We start from the raw sequence: 17,118 nt of genomic DNA on the forward strand, positions 1-17,118 counted from the left end.
GTTCACTAGGCTGCGCTGCACCGCGACAGAGGAGAAGACCCGTGACCGTCACCGATGACTACTTGGCGAACAACGCCGAATACGCGAAGACCTTCAAGGGTCCGCTGCCCATGCCGCCGAGCAAGCACGTCGCGGTCGTCGCCTGCATGGACGCCCGCCTCGACGTCTACCGGGTGCTGGGGCTCAACGAGGGCGAGGCGCACGCGATCCGCAACGCCGGGGGCGTGATCTCCGACGATGCGATCCGCTCCCTGGCGATCAGCCAACGGCTGTTGGGCACCCGCGAGATCATCCTGATCCACCACACCGACTGCGGAATGCTCACCTTCACCGACGACGACTTCAAGCGCTCCATTCTGGAAGAGACCGGCATCCGCCCGACCTGGTCGGCCGAGGCATTCCCGGATCCGGTCGAGGACGTCCGCCAGTCATTGCGGCGGGTCAAGGCCAGCCCGTTCATCACGGCGACCACGTCGCTGCGCGGGTTCGTGTTCGACGTCGCCACCGGCAGGCTCAACGAAGTCAGCCTGTAGCTGCTCCCTCTCCGGGGAGGCGCTGATCCCCGGCGAGGGTGCGCAGATGTCCGTGCCTGAGCGGCGTGTCGGCGTACAGACACGCACGCTCGCGCAAGGGGGGGAGGCGCGCGAAGGCGGCCGGGCCGCGTAGATCACATTGACAGCGACACAGTGCGGCTGGTTGCATAGCCGGCTATAACCAATAAATATGGTAAGTCTCACCAAGATTATCGGGTATCTCTGGCAAGGAAGTCATGACCAGTAACGTCACCGCGCCCCCGGAGGCCTCCACGGCCGGGCATTATCAGCTCACGCATCTGCGCACCCTGGAGGCCGAGGCCATCCACATCATCCGGGAGGTGGCGGCGGAGTTCGAGCGTCCGGTGCTGCTGTTCTCCGGCGGCAAGGACTCCATCGTCATGCTGCATCTGGCAGTCAAGGCGTTCGCGCCGGGCCGGCTGCCGTTCCCGGTGATGCACGTCGACACCGGCCACAACTTCGAAGAGGTCATCGCCGCGCGCGACGAGCTCGTCGCCCAGACCGGGGTGCGGCTGGTGGTCGCGTCGGTGCAAGACGACATCGACGCCGGGCGGGTGGTCGACGACGGTCCGTCCCGTAACCCGCTGCAGACCGTCACCCTGCTGCGGGCGATCCGTGAGAACAAGTTCGACGCCGCATTCGGCGGTGCCCGCCGCGACGAGGAGAAGGCCCGCGCCAAGGAGCGGGTGTTCAGCTTCCGCGACGAGTTCGGTCAGTGGGACCCCAAGGCCCAACGGCCCGAGCTGTGGAACCTCTACAACGGCCGGCATCGGGCCGGTGAGCACATCCGGGCGTTCCCGCTGTCGAACTGGACCGAGTTCGACATCTGGTCCTACATCGGCGCCGAGGAAATCGCCTTGCCGTCAATCTATTTCGCGCACCAGCGCAAGGTGTTCCGGCGCGATGGCATGCTGCTGGCCGACCACGAGTTCCTGCGCCCCGTCGATGGTGAAGAGGTTTTCGAGACCTCGGTCCGGTTCCGCACCGTCGGCGACGTCACGTGCACGGGTTGTGTGGAGTCCACGGCGGTCACCGTGCAAGAGGTGATCGACGAGACCGCGGTGTCGCGGCTGACCGAGCGCGGCGCGACCCGCGCCGACGACCGGATCTCCGAAGCAGGCATGGAAGACCGCAAGAGGCAGGGGTATTTCTGATGGGTGCGGCAACCACGCTGCTTCGTATCGCCACGGCCGGATCGGTCGATGACGGCAAGTCCACGCTGATCGGACGGCTGCTGTTCGACTCCAAGGCCGTCATGGAGGACCAGCTGGCCTCGGTGGAGCGCACCTCCCGGGAGCGCGGCCACGACTACACCGACCTGGCGCTGGTCACCGACGGTCTGCGTGCCGAGCGCGAGCAGGGCATCACCATCGATGTCGCCTACCGCTATTTCGCCACGCCCAAGCGGAAATTCATCATCGCTGATACTCCGGGGCACATCCAGTACACCCGCAACATGGTGACCGGCGCCTCGACCGCCCAGCTGGCGATCGTGCTGGTCGACGCGCGGCACGGGCTGCAGGAGCAGTCCCGTCGGCACACCTTCCTGGCGTCGCTGCTGGGAATCCGCCACATCGTGCTGGCCGTCAACAAGATGGACCTGATCGACTGGGATGCCGAGAAATTCGAGGCGATCCGCGACGACTTCCATTCGTTCGCCACCCGCCTGGACGTGCACGACGTGACGACCATCCCGATCTCGGCGCTGCTCGGCGACAACGTGGTGACCAAGTCCGACAAGACCCCGTTCTACGACGGTCCGGCGCTGCTGAGCCACCTCGAAGAGGTCTACATCGCCGGTGACCGCAACCTGGTCGACGTGCGGTTCCCGGTGCAGTACGTCATCCGCCCGCAGACCCACGAGCACGCCGATCACCGCAGCTACGCCGGCACGGTGGCCAGCGGTGTGCTGCGTCCCGGCGACGACGTCGTGGTGCTGCCCTCAGGCAAGCCGAGCCGGATCGCCTCGATCGAGGGCCCCAACGGGGCAGTGGCCGAAGCGTTTCCGCCGATGGCGGTCTCGGTGAGCCTCGCCGATGACATCGACATCTCCCGCGGCGACATGATCGCCCGCACCAACAACCAACCGCGCGTGGTCCAGGACTTCGACGCCACCGTGTGTTGGATGGCCGACGGTGCGACGCTGCAGCCGGGCAACGACTACATCATCAAGCACACCACCCGGACCACCCGGGTGAAGGTGATGGCGCTGGACTACCGCCTCGACGTCAACACCTTGCACCGCGACAAGGACGCGAACACGTTGAAGCTCAACGAGCTCGGCCGCGTCTCGCTGCGCGCCCAGGTGCCGTTGATGCTCGACGAGTTCACCCGCAACGATGCCACCGGTTCGTTCATCCTGATCGACCACGCCACCAACGGAACCGTGGCCGCCGGCATGGTGCTGCGCGACGTCTCGCCGCGGGTGGCGAGCCCCAACACGGTGCGGCACGAGTCGCTGGTCACCGCGACCGACCGGTTGTCCAAGGGTCGCACCGTGTGGCTGACCGGCCTGTCCGGCGCGGGCAAGTCATCGGTGGCGATGCGTGTCGAGCAGCTGTTGCTCGAAAGGGGAACGCCGGCTTACGTTCTCGACGGCGACAACCTGCGGCACGGCCTCAACGCCGACCTGGGTTTCTCGATGGCCGACCGCGCCGAGAACCTGCGCCGGCTGGCGCACGTGGCCACCTTGCTGGCCGACTCCGGCCAGATCGTGCTGGTGCCGGCGATCAGCCCGCTGATCGAGCATCGCCAGCTGGCCCGCCAGGTGCACACCGACGCCGGGTTCGACTTCGTCGAGGTCTTCTGCGACACCTCGTTGGAGGAGTGCGAGCAGCGAGACCCCAAGGGGCTCTACGCAAAGGCACGCGCGGGCCTGATCACGCACTTCACCGGTATCGACAGCCCCTATCAGCGGCCACGGAATCCCGATGTGCGGTTGAGCTCGCAGAACAGTGTCGACCAGCAGGCCCGCCAGGTCATCGCGGCGATCGATTCCCGCAAGTGAACGATCACCAGCTGGCCGCGCACCTGGCCGCCGAGGCGGGCCGGTTGCTGCTGCGCGTCCGCGAGGAACTGGCCGATGCCAGCGAAGCGGAGCGCAAGGCCGCCGGCGACCAGCGCTCGCATGACTTCCTGATGGCCGCACTGGCCAGCGAGCGGCCCGATGACGCGGTGCTGTCCGAGGAGGGCGCCGACAACCCGGTCCGGCTCAGTGCCGAGCGGGTGTGGATCGTCGACCCACTGGACGGCACCCGAGAGTTCAGCGAGCTCGGCCGCGACGACTGGGCCGTGCATGTGGCGCTGTGGCAATCCGGTGACCTGACCGCCGGCGCGGTGGCCCTGCCCGCACGAGACGTCACGCTGGCCACCCCGTCGGTACCCGCGCCGCCCGCCTACGCCGGCGCGCCCCGCATCGCGGTGTCGCGCAGCCGTCCGCCCGCTATCGCCGAAGCGGTTCGCGAGCGCCTGGACGGCGTGCTGGTGCCGATGGGCTCGGCGGGGGTGAAGGTGGCCTCCGTCGTGGCGGGCACCACCGATGTCTACGTGCACGCCGGCGGACAGTACGAGTGGGACTCGGCCGCACCGGTGGCGGTGGCCCGGGCCGCCGGCCTGCACACCTCGCGCATCGACGGGTCACCGCTGGTCTACAACCGGCCCGACCCGTTGCTTCCTGACCTGGTGGTGTGCCGCCCCGAATACGCGCAAGCGGTGCTCGCGGCAATCGGTTGAGCCGCCAGATGGAAGAATGCTCGCAATGCGCATGTCGGCCAAGGCGGAGTACGCGGTGCGAGCGATGGTCCAACTGGCCACCGCCGAGCCCGGCGCCCTGGTCAAGACCGACGAGATAGCGTCCGCGCAGGGCATTCCGGCGCAGTTCCTCGTCGACATCCTGTCCGATCTGCGGACCGACCGGCTGGTGCGCAGCCAGCGTGGTCGCGACGGCGGCTATGAGCTGGCCCGGGCGGCCACCGCGATCAGCGTCGCCGACGTGTTGCGCTGCATCGACGGCCCGCTGGCCAGTGTTCGTGACATCGGCATGGGCGATCTGCCGTATGCCGGCCCGACGGCCGCGTTGACCGATGTGTGGAGGGCCTTGCGGGCCAGCATGCGCTCGGTGCTCGAGCAGACCAGCCTGGCCGACGTGGCGTCGGGCGATCTGCCCGCGCATGTCGCCGAACTCGCCACCGACTACCGCACCCAGGAGCGCCAGCGCGGCCATTCGCCGGGTTAGGCGGCTAGCCCCCGTACGGCCGGGTGAGGATCTCCATGTAGTGACCGCCGGGATCGCGGAAGTACACGCCGCGCCCGCCGTCGTTGTGGTTGATCTCGCCCGGGTGTTCGCCCCGCGGATCGGCCCAGTGCTCCAGGCCACGCTCGGAGATCTTGGCGTAGATCGCGTCGAAGTCGGACTCGGCGACCAGAAACGCGTAGTGCTGCGGCCGGATCGGCTCGTCAGGGGGCACGTCGGCGTAATCGAGGCTGGCCTGGTGATCGAGTGCGACGACCTGGAAGTGGCCGAACGGCTGCGGCGCCGGCAGTCCGAACAGCTCGGCCAGAAACGCTGCCGACGCCTGCTTGTCGTGTGCGGCCACGATCGTGTGGTTGAACGAAATGCCCATTCCTCAAGTGTCGGCCGCGAACGCCGCTCGTGCCACAATCGCGGTCATGCAGGTGGGAATGACCATGCCGGTGATGGAACCGAACCTGGACGCAACGCTGCTGCGGTACTGGGCGCGCACCGTTGACGACGGGCCGTTCTCGTCGCTGGCCTGGGGTGAGCGGATCGCGTTCACCAACCCCGACAGCCTGACCCTGCTGGGGGCGCTGTCGGCGTGGACCGAGCGGGTGCGCCTGGTGACCACGGTGATCGTCCCGCAACTGCACGACCCCGTCATGCTGGCCAAGTCGCTGGCCACCGCCGACATGCTGAGCCAGGGCCGGCTCACCGTCGGGCTCGGCGTGGGTGGCCGCGAGGAGGACTACCGCGCGGTCGGCGCCGATCCGGCGACGCAGAAGATGGGCGAGTTGGCCGAGGCTGTCGCGATCATGCGACGCGTCTGGGCGGGGGAGAAGATCACCGAGTCGGTGCTGCCGGTCGGTCCGGCGCCGACCCAGCCCGGCGGGCCGCCGCTGGTGGTCGGCACGACCGGCCCCAAGACCTTGCGCAGTGCGGCCACTTGGGCCGAAGGCCTGGCCGGCATCACCTTGGATCTTGACGTCGCCAAACAGAACGAGCTGTTCGACGTCGCGCGTGACGCCTGGCGGCAGGCGGGCCGGGCCAAGCCGTATCTGGCGACGTCGTTCTGGTTCGCCCTGGGGGATCGTGACGAAGCCCGCGATCAGGTGCGCCGGCACCTGCTGCGCTACATGAACTGGATTCCCGCCGAGTATGTCGAGGCGATGGCGCCCACCACCGGTTGGGCCGGCAGCGAGGATGAGCTGGCCGACGTGCTGCGCCGGTTCGCGGCGGTGGGCACCGACGAGGTTCATCTGATCCCGACCAGCTCTGACCTGGGCCAACTGCGGAGCGTGGCCGACGTGATTGCCGAGGTCAGCCCGGCCGACTGAGCGGGCAATCCGCTGGTTGCGACACCGTCACGGATGCGTCTCTATCGTCCTCGGGCAGCCACAGAAGTCCCAGAAATCACTATCGTCACAGTGGTGCGAGGCCCGGGACCGGGTCCTGGGAAAGGTGTGACATGTCGGCGACGCGTCGAATCGTCTCGGCGGCGATGGTGCCGGTGGTCGTCCTGGGGATGGTTGCCGCCACCGAGTTCGCGCCGCAGGCGAGCGCGGCCACCTGCAACGCCCCCGAAGCCAACATCGACCCGCCGCCGGGCTCACCGACCACCGGGGCCGGCCAGCTGCCGACCGGGCGTCGGCCCCGCGGCACCAACGATCAAGCGCCACTGCCCAAACTGGGCCCGCTGATCGCCGCACTGATCAATCCGAACGGCACGATTCGGCAGCAGGGCGCGGTGGTACCGCCGGCCCCAGTTCCCGGCGGTCAAGCCGTGCCGAACGTCGCCCAACCAGTCCAGCCCGCGCCGAACGCCGGCGCAGATCCGGGTCTGTCGACCGCCGACGCCGGCGGCGCGATCGCCGGTGCCCAGACGTCGCTGGTGGAGTGGATGACCGGGCCCAACAGTCCCAACCAAACCCTGCAACGCTTCGGCATCTCCGGTACCGACCTCGGCATCCCTTGGGACAACGGCGATCCCGGAAACCGTCAGATCCTCTACGCGTTCGGCGACACCTTCGGCTACTGCCGCGTCCAGGGCAAGCAGTGGCGGCAGAACGTGCTGTTCCGCAGCAATGACAACAACCTCGCCGACGGGATCACCATTGGCCCCGGAGCCGTGGGCAACAAGTACTCGGGTTCGCCACTGCGGCAAGCGAACTTCTCCAAGCAGATCCTGCCCGCTGTGCAGCTGGCTCCGCAGCAGGAAGGCATGATCCCCACCGCCGCCATCGGGATCGCCGGCAACCAGTACATGAACTTCATGTCCATCAAGCAATGGGGGCGCGACGGCGAGTGGTCCACCAACTACTCGGCGATCGCGGTCTCCAACGACAACGGCGAAACCTGGGGCGTCTACCCGGGGACGGTGCGTTCGACGTCGCCGGAGAACGTCCCACGGGCGCACTTCGTCCCCGGCAACGAGAAATTCCAGATGGGTGCCTACCTGCGCGGCAATGACGGCTACCTGTACTCCTACGGAACCCCGTCCGGCCGCGGCGGCGCGGCGTACCTGTCGCGGGTGCCCGAGCGCGCCATTCCCGACCTCACCAAGTACCAGTACTGGAACGGCGACAGCGGATCCTGGGTGCCCGCCAACCCGGCCGCGGCCACGCCAGTGATCCCCGGCCCGGTGGGCGAGATGTCGGTGCAGTACAACACCTACCTGCGGCAGTATCTGGCGCTGTACGGCAACGGCGGCAATGACGTCGTGGCCCGCACCGCGCCCACGCCGCAGGGGCCGTGGAGCGCCGAGCAGACACTGATCCCCACCGGCCAGATTCCCGGCGGCATCTACGCGCCGTACGTGCACCCGTGGTCGACGGGCAAGGATGTGTACTTCACGCTGTCGCTGTGGAACGCCTACGACGTGATGCTGATGCACACGGTGTTGGGCTGAGGCCGCGGGTCTAACTTCACTTGGCCGTTTAAGTGAAGTCGGCGACGTCGGCTGACTTCACTTGTCGTCAGTCGTCCAGCACCGCCCGCAACGCCGCACCGACCTCGGTGATCACACCGGGGGTGTAGCCGGGGATATTCATGGTCACCCCGCCGACGCCGGCATCGAGCACCTTGGTCTTGATCTGCTCGGCGATCGCTTCGGGGGTGCCGGTCACCGTCCGCTGCTTGATTGCATCGGGGAGCTGATCGGCGGGGAAGTCGCCGGGCAGCACGGTGATCAACTGGGTGGTTTCCAGCGTGGCCGGGTCGCGGCCGACGTCCTCGCAGCTGCGGCGGACCACGTCCATCTTCGCCTTCGCCTCATCGAATCCGATGATCAGGTTGAGGTGGTCGAAGTGACGTGCCGCCAGGGGGATCGTCTTCTTCTCGCCACTGCCGCCGATCAGCAGCGGAATGTGATCACGAAAGCGGGGTTCGGCCATCGCCTCGCGGGTGCGGTACCACTTGCCCTCGACGGTGGGCCGCTCACCTTTGATCATCGGCAGGATGATCTGCAGCGCCTCGTCGAGCCGATTGAACCGGTCGGTGAAGGTGCCGAACTCGAAACCCAACTGGTCGTGTTCGAGCTCGAACCACCCGGTGCCGATGCCCAGCACCGCGCGCCCGGCGCTGATCACATCGAGGGTGGTGATGATCTTGGCCAACAGGGCCGGGTTGCGGTAGGTGTTGCCGGTGACCAGCGTGCCCAGCTGCACCCGTTCGGTCGCCTGCGCCAACGCGCCGAGGGTGGTGTACGCCTCGAGCATGGGCTGGTCGGGGGAGCCCAGCATCGGTAGTTGGTAGAAGTGGTCCATCACGAACACCGCGTCGAACCCGGCCGCCTCGGCCTCGCGGGCCCGTGCGATGACCGTGGGGAACAGCTCCGAAACGTCGGTGCGGTAGGAGAAGTCGGGGATCTGGAAGCCAAGGCGAATCGTCACGTGGCTGAGCTTAGGGGTGCTAACGGAATATTGCGGCGGTTTGTGCTCTCCGCGAAAGCAGTTCAGGTGATGAACTTTCCGCGGCGCTCACTCGTCGGGTCGGCGGTGGCCAGAGCCGCCTACCGCCGCGGTGACGTGAAAAGGTCTTCTGGATCGCTGCATTCGTTCGATAAGTCGTCTGCGTTATCGTCGAGGTAGATTCCATGCCGGAATGGACGCATTAGGTGCGGGAAAAGGAAATGCGGAGCACGAAGTGACCACCGATGATCCTGCCGAAGCCGCCCTAACCGTCGGCAACGAGGTCATCGCCGAAGCCTGGTCTGAGGATGAACCGGGCGACGAACTCATCGAAACAACGCAGGCGCCGCCGGGGCTGCGCTACCTGCCGATTGCTGCCCTCCTGTCGTCCATGGTCGCGGTAACCGCCGTCACGATGATCTGGTTCAACATGGGGCCGTCGGGACTCGTTTCCCTACCCTCCCTCCCGGCAACCACGACGGTTGCGGCGTCCCCGCCGACGACCACTGTCGGTGCGGCCCCGCCGGCCACGGTGACGGTCATCCAGCCGCCACCGGTGACTGTGACCGTCACGCAGCCGCCCCCGGTCACTGTTATGCATCCCCCGCCAGTCACCGTCCAGCAACGGCCCTCGGCTGTGGTTGCCGCACCGCCGGCAGCCCAACCGCCCTCGTCGAGATACCCAGGCATCACCGATCCGGCCGATGTGGCCTACCTGGACCGAATGGCGGGCCTCGGCTACACGGTGAGCAATCCTTCCGGCCTGGTAAGCCAGGGCCGCGAAACCTGCTGGCGTTTGACGCAATTGGGGTGGACTCCCGACCAGGTCGTGGACAACATCGCGCAGAGCAATGGCGGTAGGTCAACCCCGTCAATCAAGCGGGCAGAAGCTGTAAAGGTCGCCCGAGCGGCAATCGAGTCCTACTGCCCGGGCGCCGGGCGCTGAGTTGATCGTTAGCAACGATGAAATAGGGCACCCCGACGGGGCGCTTCACCGCTCACGCCGCAACGGCTGGCACTGGGCGGTGTAGTAGGCGGTCAGGTACACCAGGGCAAAGCTGCTCGCGGTGATGACCGAAGCGAAACCGAACGGTACAAACTGGCCCCGCGCTACCGGGTAGCGCCAACTGGCCTCGCCGTATGCGGTGACAACAAGGTCGAAACGTCGGTGCCGTAAGCGAAGTCGGGAATCTGGAAACCAAGGCGAATAGTCACTTGATCGACCCGACGGCTGAGATCCGCCGCCTGTGGTGAATTGCGCTCAGAGCGAAGGAGCGCGGCATCGCTTTGCCAGCTGACGCCCAGGGAACCCACGTCGGTAGTCGGGAATTGCAAGGGTTTTCCCTGATGCGCAGGGCGCCAACGGACGCATAGCTTCTTATCAGAATCAGCGGTTTCGTCGAGGTGCCCAACGGTGGGGTTCCGTGATTGCGGGGAGGGCCGAGATGATCGGCAGAGGTGGGGACAGGGCAAGCAGGCGTAGGGCTTCTCGACGGGCTGTGGGGGCGGCCTCGGCAGTCGGTGCGGCCATGGCGATGGGGCTGTCGCCGGCGTCGGCCCCGTCTGCGAGGGCAGATTTCGACGACCTGATCGCGCCGCTGCTCGACTTGTTCGGAGGCGTTGGTCCTGGCGATTCGGCGGCCGCAGACCCGTGGGGGTGGTGGGCCGCAGCCCTGCCGGAGAGTTCACCGGCGCTGGACACGTCGAATGATCCGCTGCTGGACTGGCTCAACGACGCCTCGGTGAATCTGTTCGGCCGCGTCATGATCGGCGACGGGGTGGACTTTTTCACCGGCACCAACGACTCGCTCTTCGGCTGGCTGCCGGGCATCGGCGACCTGGGCGACGGCGGATTCCTGACCGGTGACGGCGGTATCGGTGCCGCCGGGACAGTTGACCATCTGGCCGGCTATGCCGGCGGGATGGCCGGGATGTGGGGTACCGGCGGTACCGGCGGCGAGGGCTACGACGGGGGCGACGGCGGGTCGGGTGGTGCCGGCGGCTGGGCGTTCGGCGACGGCGGTGACGGCGGTGCCGGCGGCTTGGGTGGTGCCGGTGGCGTTGGCGGCGCAGGTAACTGGCTGTGGGGATCCGGTGGTGACGGCGGCGATGGCGGTTCCGGGCTGGCCGGGACCAGCGGGGTCGACGGAGTCCTGGCCGGCAGCAGCGGAACCCTCGGCGGCAACGGCGGTATCGGTGGAACCGGTGGGGCTGGCGGCAGGGGCGGACTGCTGTCCGGCACGGGTGGCAGCGGCGGAAACGGCGGCGTCGGTGGAGTCGGAGGCGAAGGCGGTGACGGCGCGACCGGGGCCACCGGCGTCGCCGGTACGAGCGACGGCGCCGGAGGAAACGGCGGCAACGGCGGCGATGGCGGCACGGGCGGCACCGGCGGCGCGGGCGGTGCGGCCGGGCAGGGCGCGGTGGCCGGTGTGGTCGGTGCGAACGGCCAGGCAGGCGATGGTGGAGCTGCCGGCGCCGGCGGAGCAGGTGGTAGCGGGGCTGACGGCACGGCCGAATTCATCCACGGCGGCGTCGGCGGCGATGGTGGGGATGCCGGCAATGCAGGCGCGGCGGGTGGCGGCGGGGGCGTGGCCGGCGCGGTCGCTCATGGCGGCAACGGCGGACTCGGTGGTGACGGCTTCGATGTGGTCGGTTCCGCAGCCGGCAACGGCGGCGCCGGTGGCAACGGTGGCGCCGGCGGTGCCGGTACCGGTGGCAACGGCGGCAACGGGGGCGTCGGAGGCATCGGTACGGATGTGGATGGCGGCGTCGGAGGTGCCGGAGGTAATGGCGGTACAGGTGCTGTTGCCGGCGGTGCGGGTGGCGTCGGCGGACTCGGGGGAGACACCGAACTCAGTGGGGTAGCGCTGCCCATTGCCCCCATCGCCGGTGCGGGTGGTCTCGGCGGCGCCGGCGGCGACAGTGCCGCAGGCAACGCCGGTGCCGGTGGTGCGGGCGGCGAGGGCGGTCGCGGCATAGCGGCCGGTGCCGGCGGTGACGGCGGGGTTGGCGGCAATACCATCAGCGGTAGTGGTGGTGCTGGAGGGTTGGGCGGCAACGGCGGCAACAGCCGGTATCTGGATGGTTTGGGCCTCTTCGGCGGGGCCGGCGGTTCAGGGGGAGCCGGTGGCGCAAGCCAGAGCGGCACTGCCGGCATTGGAGCCGACGGCGGCCGGGGCGGCGATGCCATCTACGCAGCAGGGGCAGGCGGCCATGGTGGTGCTGGCGGTGAGAGCAGTGGCTCCGCCAATGGTGGCGCCGGCGGTAACGGCGGAGCTGGCGGCGAGGCCACCCAGAACAGTGGACTGGCGGGCGTCGGTGGCGATGGCGGCGCCGGCGGGGACAGCGTCAGCGGTAATGGCGGCGCCGGTGGCGCAGGCTCGGACGGCACGGCCGGCGTTGGCACAGGCAGTGCGGGCGGTGCCGGCGGGGCTGGCGGAAACAGCGTCAGCGGCAACGGCGGCGCCGCAGGCAAAGCCGGCAATGGCGGCAATGGCGTCGACGGTGGCGGTAACGGTGGCGCGGGCGGCGCTGGGGGAAGCAGCCAGAGTGGTATCGCCGCCGCAGGCGCCGACGGCGGTAGCGGGGGCACCGGCACCTACTCCGGTACGGGTGGCGCGGGCGGAGCCGGTGGAAACAGTGGTGGCGCCGCCAATGGTGGTGCCGGCGGAAACGGTGGACATGCAAGCGCGGCCAGCGATCCAACCGACGGTCGCGGCGGCACCGGCGGTGCCGGTGGCACCGGTGGAAGCAGCGTCAGTGGAAACGGTGGTGCCGGTGGTGCCGGCGCTGATGGCGCCGCGGGTGGCGCTGGAGGCGATGGTGGTGCCGGTGGTGCCGGCGGCAACAGCATCAGCGGTCGCGGTGGCGCCGCAGGTGTAGCCGGCAACGGCGCCGACGGCGATCTCACTGGTGGTTTCGGCGGCAATGGTGGCGCCGGGGGCGCCGGGGGAAGCAGTCAGAGTGGGCTCGGCGCCCGCGGCGCCGATGGCGGCAACGGCGGCATCGGCGGCTGGAGCGGGGGTTCGGGCGGTGCCGGTGGCGCCGGGGGTAACAGCGGTGGCACCGCCGACGGTGGTGCCGGGGGCAACGGCGGTGTGGGGCGGGCGGTTGACGCCTATGGGGGCACCGGCGGTTCCGGTGGTTCCGGCGGTGCTGGTGGCAGCGCTGTCAGCGGCAACGGCGGGGCCGGCGGGACCGGTGCCGACGGCGCTCATGGTGGCCCCGGCGGCGAAGGTGGCGGCGGCGGTTCCGGCGGTTCGGGCGGGAACAGTGTCAGTGGCAACGGTGGTGCCGCCGGGACAGCCGGCGACGGCGCCGACGGCGGCTACTACGGGGGCAACGGTGGTGCCGGCGGCGCCGGGGGCAGCAGCCAGAGCGGGCACGTCGCCGATGGCGCCGATGGTGGTCAGGGCGGGGGCGGCAGCCGTTCCGGCGGCAGTGGCGGAGCCGGCGGCGACGGCGGCGACAGCGGTGGAGCCGACAACGGTGGGGCCGGGGGTGACGGCGGTGCCGCGGGTGCCGGCGGCAGCGACCCCTCCGATGGGCACGGCTATGGCTCCGGTGGCGCCGGAGGTGCGGGTGGAAACAGTGTCAGCGGCAACGGAGGTAGCGGCGGCGCGGGCGCTGACGGCAGCACCGGCACCAGCAACGGCGGTGCCGGCGGCCATGGCGGAGCGGGTGGCAACAGTGTCACCGGCAACGGGGGTGCCGCCGGTGCGGCCGGTGATGGCGCCGACGGCATGTTCCTCGGGGGAGCCGGTGGTGCCGGCGGTGCCGGGGGCGGTAGCCAGAGTGGGATCGCCGCCAATGGTGCGGACGGTGGCCACGGCGGCACGGGCCACAGCTTCGGGGGCGGCGGCGATGGCGGCGCCGGCGGCGCAGGGGGCATCAGTACCGGCACGGCCGACGGCGGGGACGGGGGCCGTGGCGGCAACGGCGGCAATGCGACTCAGGGAGGCGAAACTGGTGGACTCGGCGGAATCGGTGGCGCCGGAGGCGACAGTGCCAGCGGCTCGGGTGGTGACGGCGGTGTCGGCGGCAAGGGCGGCAACGGCAACCCCGGTGGCTACGGTGGTGCTTCCGGTGCCGGCGGCGATTCCCTGGATGCCGGGCACCCAGGCGGTAGCGGTACTCCAGGCGGCGCTCCGTCCGGACTCACGGGTGGCATCGGGGGCGCTCCGGGCGGCGTCGGCGGCACTCCGTAGGAGCCCGGCGACGGTGCAGCGCGGGTTGATTTGGGCTCTCCGCGAACTAGGAATGTGGATCTTTAGTTGGCTACGGGCGTGCCTCCAGTCCCGGCGGCGCTGCCCCCTAGGAGCAAGGGGATGCGCCGGGTGCCGGTGAGGCCCCCGAGGCCTCATCCGACTCGGATACGGCGAGCAGTCGGAGCGAAGCGGCTGAAGCCTCCGAACGGACCTGCGCTGGCCTTTCAGCGGTTACGCTTCGCCGAAAACCGCACGACTGCGGTTAGGCCGACTCTTTGGAGGTATGCCTCGTGGAGCTCACCATCGGACTCATCGTCGTCGTGGTCATATTTCTGCTCCTCGCGGTGTTGGTGATCGCGGGCTACAACGGGCTGGTTCGGGCGCGCAACGCGTACAAGAACGCCTTCGCCCAGATCGACGTTCAGTTGCGGCGTCGCTTCGACCTCATTCCCAACCTGATCGAAACCGCCAAGGCGTACCTGTCGCATGAGCGCCAGACCTTGGAGGCTGTCGTCAATGCGCGTGGCGCCGCGATGAACGGCCTTGCCGCTGCCCAGGCCAATCCCGGCGACCCGGCGGCGATGCAGCAGTTGGCCCAGGGGCAGCAGGAGCTCAACGGCGCGCTGAGCCGGCTCAACCTGGTGGTCGAGCAGTATCCCGACCTCAAGGCGAACCAGAACATGATGCAACTGTCGGAGGAACTGACCTCCACGGAAAACAAGGTCGCGTTCGCCCGCCAGGCCTACAACGACGCGGTGATGAGCTACAACAACCGGCGTGAGACGTTCCCCGGCAATGTCTATGCCGGCATATTCAACTTTGCTCCGGCCGCCCTGCTTGAGATCCCGCCGGAACACCCGGAGATGCGGGACGCGCCGAAGGTTCAGTTCTGACCGACCGGCGGCCATGAACTTCTTCGAGCACCAGCGGGCCGCCAAGGGAACCACGCTGAAGCTGGTGCTTCTCTTCGGGGCTGCGGTGATGGCGTTGGTCGCGGCGATCGATGCCGCCGCGGTGATTGCCTTCGTCTATCTCTCAAAGGATTACTACGGGATCGACGCGTCATCGATTCTTGCGATCGTCATCGTCGTCACCGCGATCACGCTTTTGGTCATCGCAGGTGGAACGCTGTTCAAGACGATTTCGCTGCGCCGCGGGGGTGCCGCTGTCGCCGCGGCCGTCGGCGCGGTGCCCGTGGACCCGACGACGACCGACCCGCAGTTGCGTAGGTACGTCAACATCGTCGAGGAGATGTCGCTGGCTTCCGGCGTGCCTGCGCCACGTTTGTTCGTCATGTCGGGTGAACCCGGAATCAACGCTTTCGCCGCAGGTTTCACGCCTGCCGATGCTGCCATCGCGGTGACAGGGGGAGCCCTGGCGCAACTAAACCGTGATGAATTGCAGGGTGTGATCGCTCACGAGTTCAGCCACATCCTCAACGGTGATATGCGGCTGAACGTTCGACTCATCGGACTACTCAGCGGAATTCTGCTGATCGGAATGATCGGCTTGCGTGTACTGCAGTTCGGCGGTCGCGGGAGTGACAGCAAGCGCGCGCTGCCCCTCGTTGCGTTCGCGTTCGCGATGATGGTGCTCGGCTACGTCGGCGTGTTCTTCGCCAACGTGATCAAGGCTGCGGTAGCACGGCAACGGGAGTGGCTGGCCGACGCGTCGGCGGTGCAGTTCACGCGCCAGACTGACGGCCTCGAAGGCGCATTGAAGAAGATTGGCGGCATACCGACTGGTTCGCAGCTGCGTAACTCCCGCAATGCGGCCGAGGTTAGCCACATGCTGTTCGGAGAAGGCGTGCGATGGTCGTTCACGTCGTTGTTTGCGACGCATCCGCCACTCACCGACCGGATCAGGGCGCTCAACCCAGACTTCGACCCCGGGGAAATCGCCGAACTACAGCAGCGGTACGCCAATCAGGCACCCGACGGCCTGGCCGAGGACGTCGCCGCAGGTTTCGCCCCTGCCGGAACGGCGCTCGGCCGTCAGACCCCCGCACCAGAGCAATTCCCCAATGCCGGCTGGCGCACCAGCCCCGAGCAAATCGTGGCTCGTGCAGGAACTTTCACTCCGGCTGACCTGAAGTACGGCGCGGCACTGCATGCGCGGATTCCTGACGATGTCCGCGCGCTGGCCAGCCAGCCCACCACGGCCCCCGCGGCCGTCATCGCGTTGCTCCTCGCGCCGTCGAGCGGGGGTCTGCACGCCCGCCAGCTCGCCTCGGTGACCGAGCTTCTGGGGCCGACGCAGGCGCGGGAAGCCGCCGCGCTCGCCGACCGGATGTGCGCGCTGCCGCGCGAACTTCGGCTCCCGGTCGTCGCGCTTGCCTTGCCGCAGATCGCCACCCACTCTCGTGCCGAACAGGACGCGCTCATCGCGGTGCTCAATGCGCTCGCCGTCGCCGACGAGAAGGTGACGATGTTCGAATACTGCCTGACCCGCCTTGTCTGGGTTTACCTGCTCGATACCAACGACCCGGCTCGCCGGAGCAAGGTGGGCAGCGATTCGCTCACCGGTGTGCGTCCGGTGGTGACGACCCTGCTGGCGACTCTCGCGGTCGCGGGGGGCGCCGACCAAAACGTGGCGGCACAGACTTTGGACATTGCGCTGCAACGACTTTACGGTGATACCGCGAGGCCCGAGAACCCGCGCCGCTTGAGCTGGCAGCAGACCCTCGACGAGGGCTGGGCTGCCCTCGACGCTTTGGATCCGAGGGCGAAGCAGGCACTCGTCGAAGCGATGGTGGAAGCGGTGCTGCACGACGGTACCGTGACAGCGTCGGAGGCTGAGTTACTCCGTGCGGCGTGCTGCTTGATGCACGTTCCCCTGCCTGCGCTGTTGGGCTGACTGTCATCGGTCGAGCAAGCCGAGCGGACCCAGGTCGGTGATGTACCTGACGATGACGTCACGGCGATATATGCGGGATGTGTTTGTCTGGCCTTTCGTGCTGTCTTGCGCAGCTGCTTGGAATGATCCGCGGGCGCGAGTGACTAGTTGACCGGATCTTCGGTCTCTTGGTATTAGCGAAGTAACGGCAGCAACGGCAGCAACGATGCGTTGCGCTGCGCGAGCTGCAGCTTCGGTGGGACGCATGTCACGCATGGCACGCGCTGCGACCGTTGGCGGCGGCAACGGCGGCAACGGCCGCCCCCGGCGGCCACCCTGGCGGTGCTTCCGGTGCCGGCGGCGATTCGCTCGGGGCCGGG

13 protein-coding genes are annotated in these 17,118 nt (G+C 68.5%); 11 read left to right on the top strand and 2 right to left on the bottom strand.

Annotated features, from left to right (window positions below; all coding sequences use genetic code 11):
* The first annotated feature begins 41 nt into the window (after positions 1 to 41).
* From ACKY0W_RS06625 to ACKY0W_RS06645, 5 genes are all read left to right on the top strand, one after another.
* Positions 42 to 533, top strand: a complete 492-nt coding sequence (locus ACKY0W_RS06625; RefSeq protein WP_409436901.1) for a beta-class carbonic anhydrase — start codon at positions 42 to 44, stop codon at positions 531 to 533.
* Between the two features lie 236 nt (positions 534 to 769).
* On the top strand, positions 770 to 1,708 hold the full coding sequence (gene cysD, locus ACKY0W_RS06630) for a sulfate adenylyltransferase subunit CysD (RefSeq protein ID WP_409436902.1): 939 nt from the start codon (positions 770 to 772) through the stop codon (positions 1,706 to 1,708).
* On the top strand, positions 1,708 to 3,561 hold the full coding sequence (cysC, locus tag ACKY0W_RS06635) for an adenylyl-sulfate kinase (RefSeq protein ID WP_409436903.1): 1,854 nt from the start codon (positions 1,708 to 1,710) through the stop codon (positions 3,559 to 3,561). Before cysD ends, cysC begins: the two co-directional genes overlap by 1 nt.
* Positions 3,558 to 4,286, top strand: a complete 729-nt coding sequence (locus ACKY0W_RS06640) for a 3'(2'),5'-bisphosphate nucleotidase CysQ (protein WP_409436904.1) — start codon at positions 3,558 to 3,560, stop codon at positions 4,284 to 4,286. Before cysC ends, ACKY0W_RS06640 begins: the two co-directional genes overlap by 4 nt.
* A 25-nt stretch (positions 4,287 to 4,311) precedes the next feature.
* Positions 4,312 to 4,788: an Rrf2 family transcriptional regulator gene (locus ACKY0W_RS06645; RefSeq protein WP_406760004.1), complete on the top strand. Its 477-nt coding sequence runs from the start codon at positions 4,312 to 4,314 to the stop codon at positions 4,786 to 4,788.
* 4 nt (positions 4,789 to 4,792) lie between these two features.
* On the opposite strand, the gene ACKY0W_RS06650 is transcribed toward ACKY0W_RS06645, so the two are convergent.
* The gene (locus tag ACKY0W_RS06650; RefSeq protein ID WP_409436905.1) at positions 4,793 to 5,176 is read right to left on the bottom strand and encodes a VOC family protein; all 384 of its coding nucleotides are present in this window, start codon (positions 5,174 to 5,176) and stop codon (positions 4,793 to 4,795) included.
* A 58-nt stretch (positions 5,177 to 5,234) separates the two neighbouring features.
* Between ACKY0W_RS06650 and ACKY0W_RS06655 the strand changes: the two genes are divergently transcribed.
* Entirely contained in the window at positions 5,235 to 6,125 is an 891-nt protein-coding gene (locus ACKY0W_RS06655) for an LLM class flavin-dependent oxidoreductase (protein ID WP_409437672.1), read from the top strand.
* Positions 6,126 to 6,256: 131 nt separating this feature from the next.
* Positions 6,257 to 7,696 carry a DUF4185 domain-containing protein gene (locus ACKY0W_RS06660; RefSeq protein WP_409436906.1) on the top strand — a complete coding sequence of 480 codons (1,440 nt, stop codon included), beginning with the start codon at positions 6,257 to 6,259 and terminating at the stop codon, positions 7,694 to 7,696.
* Between the two features lie 67 nt (positions 7,697 to 7,763).
* Here the strand turns inward: ACKY0W_RS06660 and ACKY0W_RS06665 are convergent, their stop codons facing one another.
* Positions 7,764 to 8,678 carry an LLM class F420-dependent oxidoreductase gene (locus tag ACKY0W_RS06665; protein WP_409436907.1) on the bottom strand — a complete coding sequence of 305 codons (915 nt, stop codon included), beginning with the start codon at positions 8,676 to 8,678 and terminating at the stop codon, positions 7,764 to 7,766.
* Positions 8,679 to 8,931: 253 nt separating this feature from the next.
* Here ACKY0W_RS06665 and ACKY0W_RS06670 point away from each other — a divergent pair, with 253 nt between their 5' ends.
* The 4 genes from ACKY0W_RS06670 to ACKY0W_RS06685 all read left to right on the top strand — a co-directional run bounded on the left by ACKY0W_RS06670 (position 8,932) and on the right by ACKY0W_RS06685 (position 16,759).
* On the top strand, positions 8,932 to 9,642 hold the full coding sequence (locus tag ACKY0W_RS06670) for a DUF732 domain-containing protein (RefSeq protein ID WP_409436908.1): 711 nt from the start codon (positions 8,932 to 8,934) through the stop codon (positions 9,640 to 9,642).
* Positions 9,643 to 10,225: 583 nt separating this feature from the next.
* Positions 10,226 to 13,903, top strand: coding sequence for a PE family protein (locus tag ACKY0W_RS06675; RefSeq protein ID WP_409436909.1), 3,678 nt, complete (start codon positions 10,226 to 10,228; stop codon positions 13,901 to 13,903).
* A 290-nt stretch (positions 13,904 to 14,193) separates the two neighbouring features.
* Positions 14,194 to 14,796 carry a LemA family protein gene (locus tag ACKY0W_RS06680; RefSeq protein WP_220696066.1) on the top strand — a complete coding sequence of 201 codons (603 nt, stop codon included), beginning with the start codon at positions 14,194 to 14,196 and terminating at the stop codon, positions 14,794 to 14,796.
* Between the two features lie 13 nt (positions 14,797 to 14,809).
* On the top strand, positions 14,810 to 16,759 hold the full coding sequence (locus tag ACKY0W_RS06685) for a M48 family metallopeptidase (protein ID WP_409436910.1): 1,950 nt from the start codon (positions 14,810 to 14,812) through the stop codon (positions 16,757 to 16,759).
* Positions 16,760 to 17,118 lie beyond the last annotated feature (359 nt).

This window comes from Mycobacterium sp. SMC-14 (genome assembly GCF_046250075.1).
GTDB lineage: Bacteria > Actinomycetota > Actinomycetes > Mycobacteriales > Mycobacteriaceae > Mycobacterium.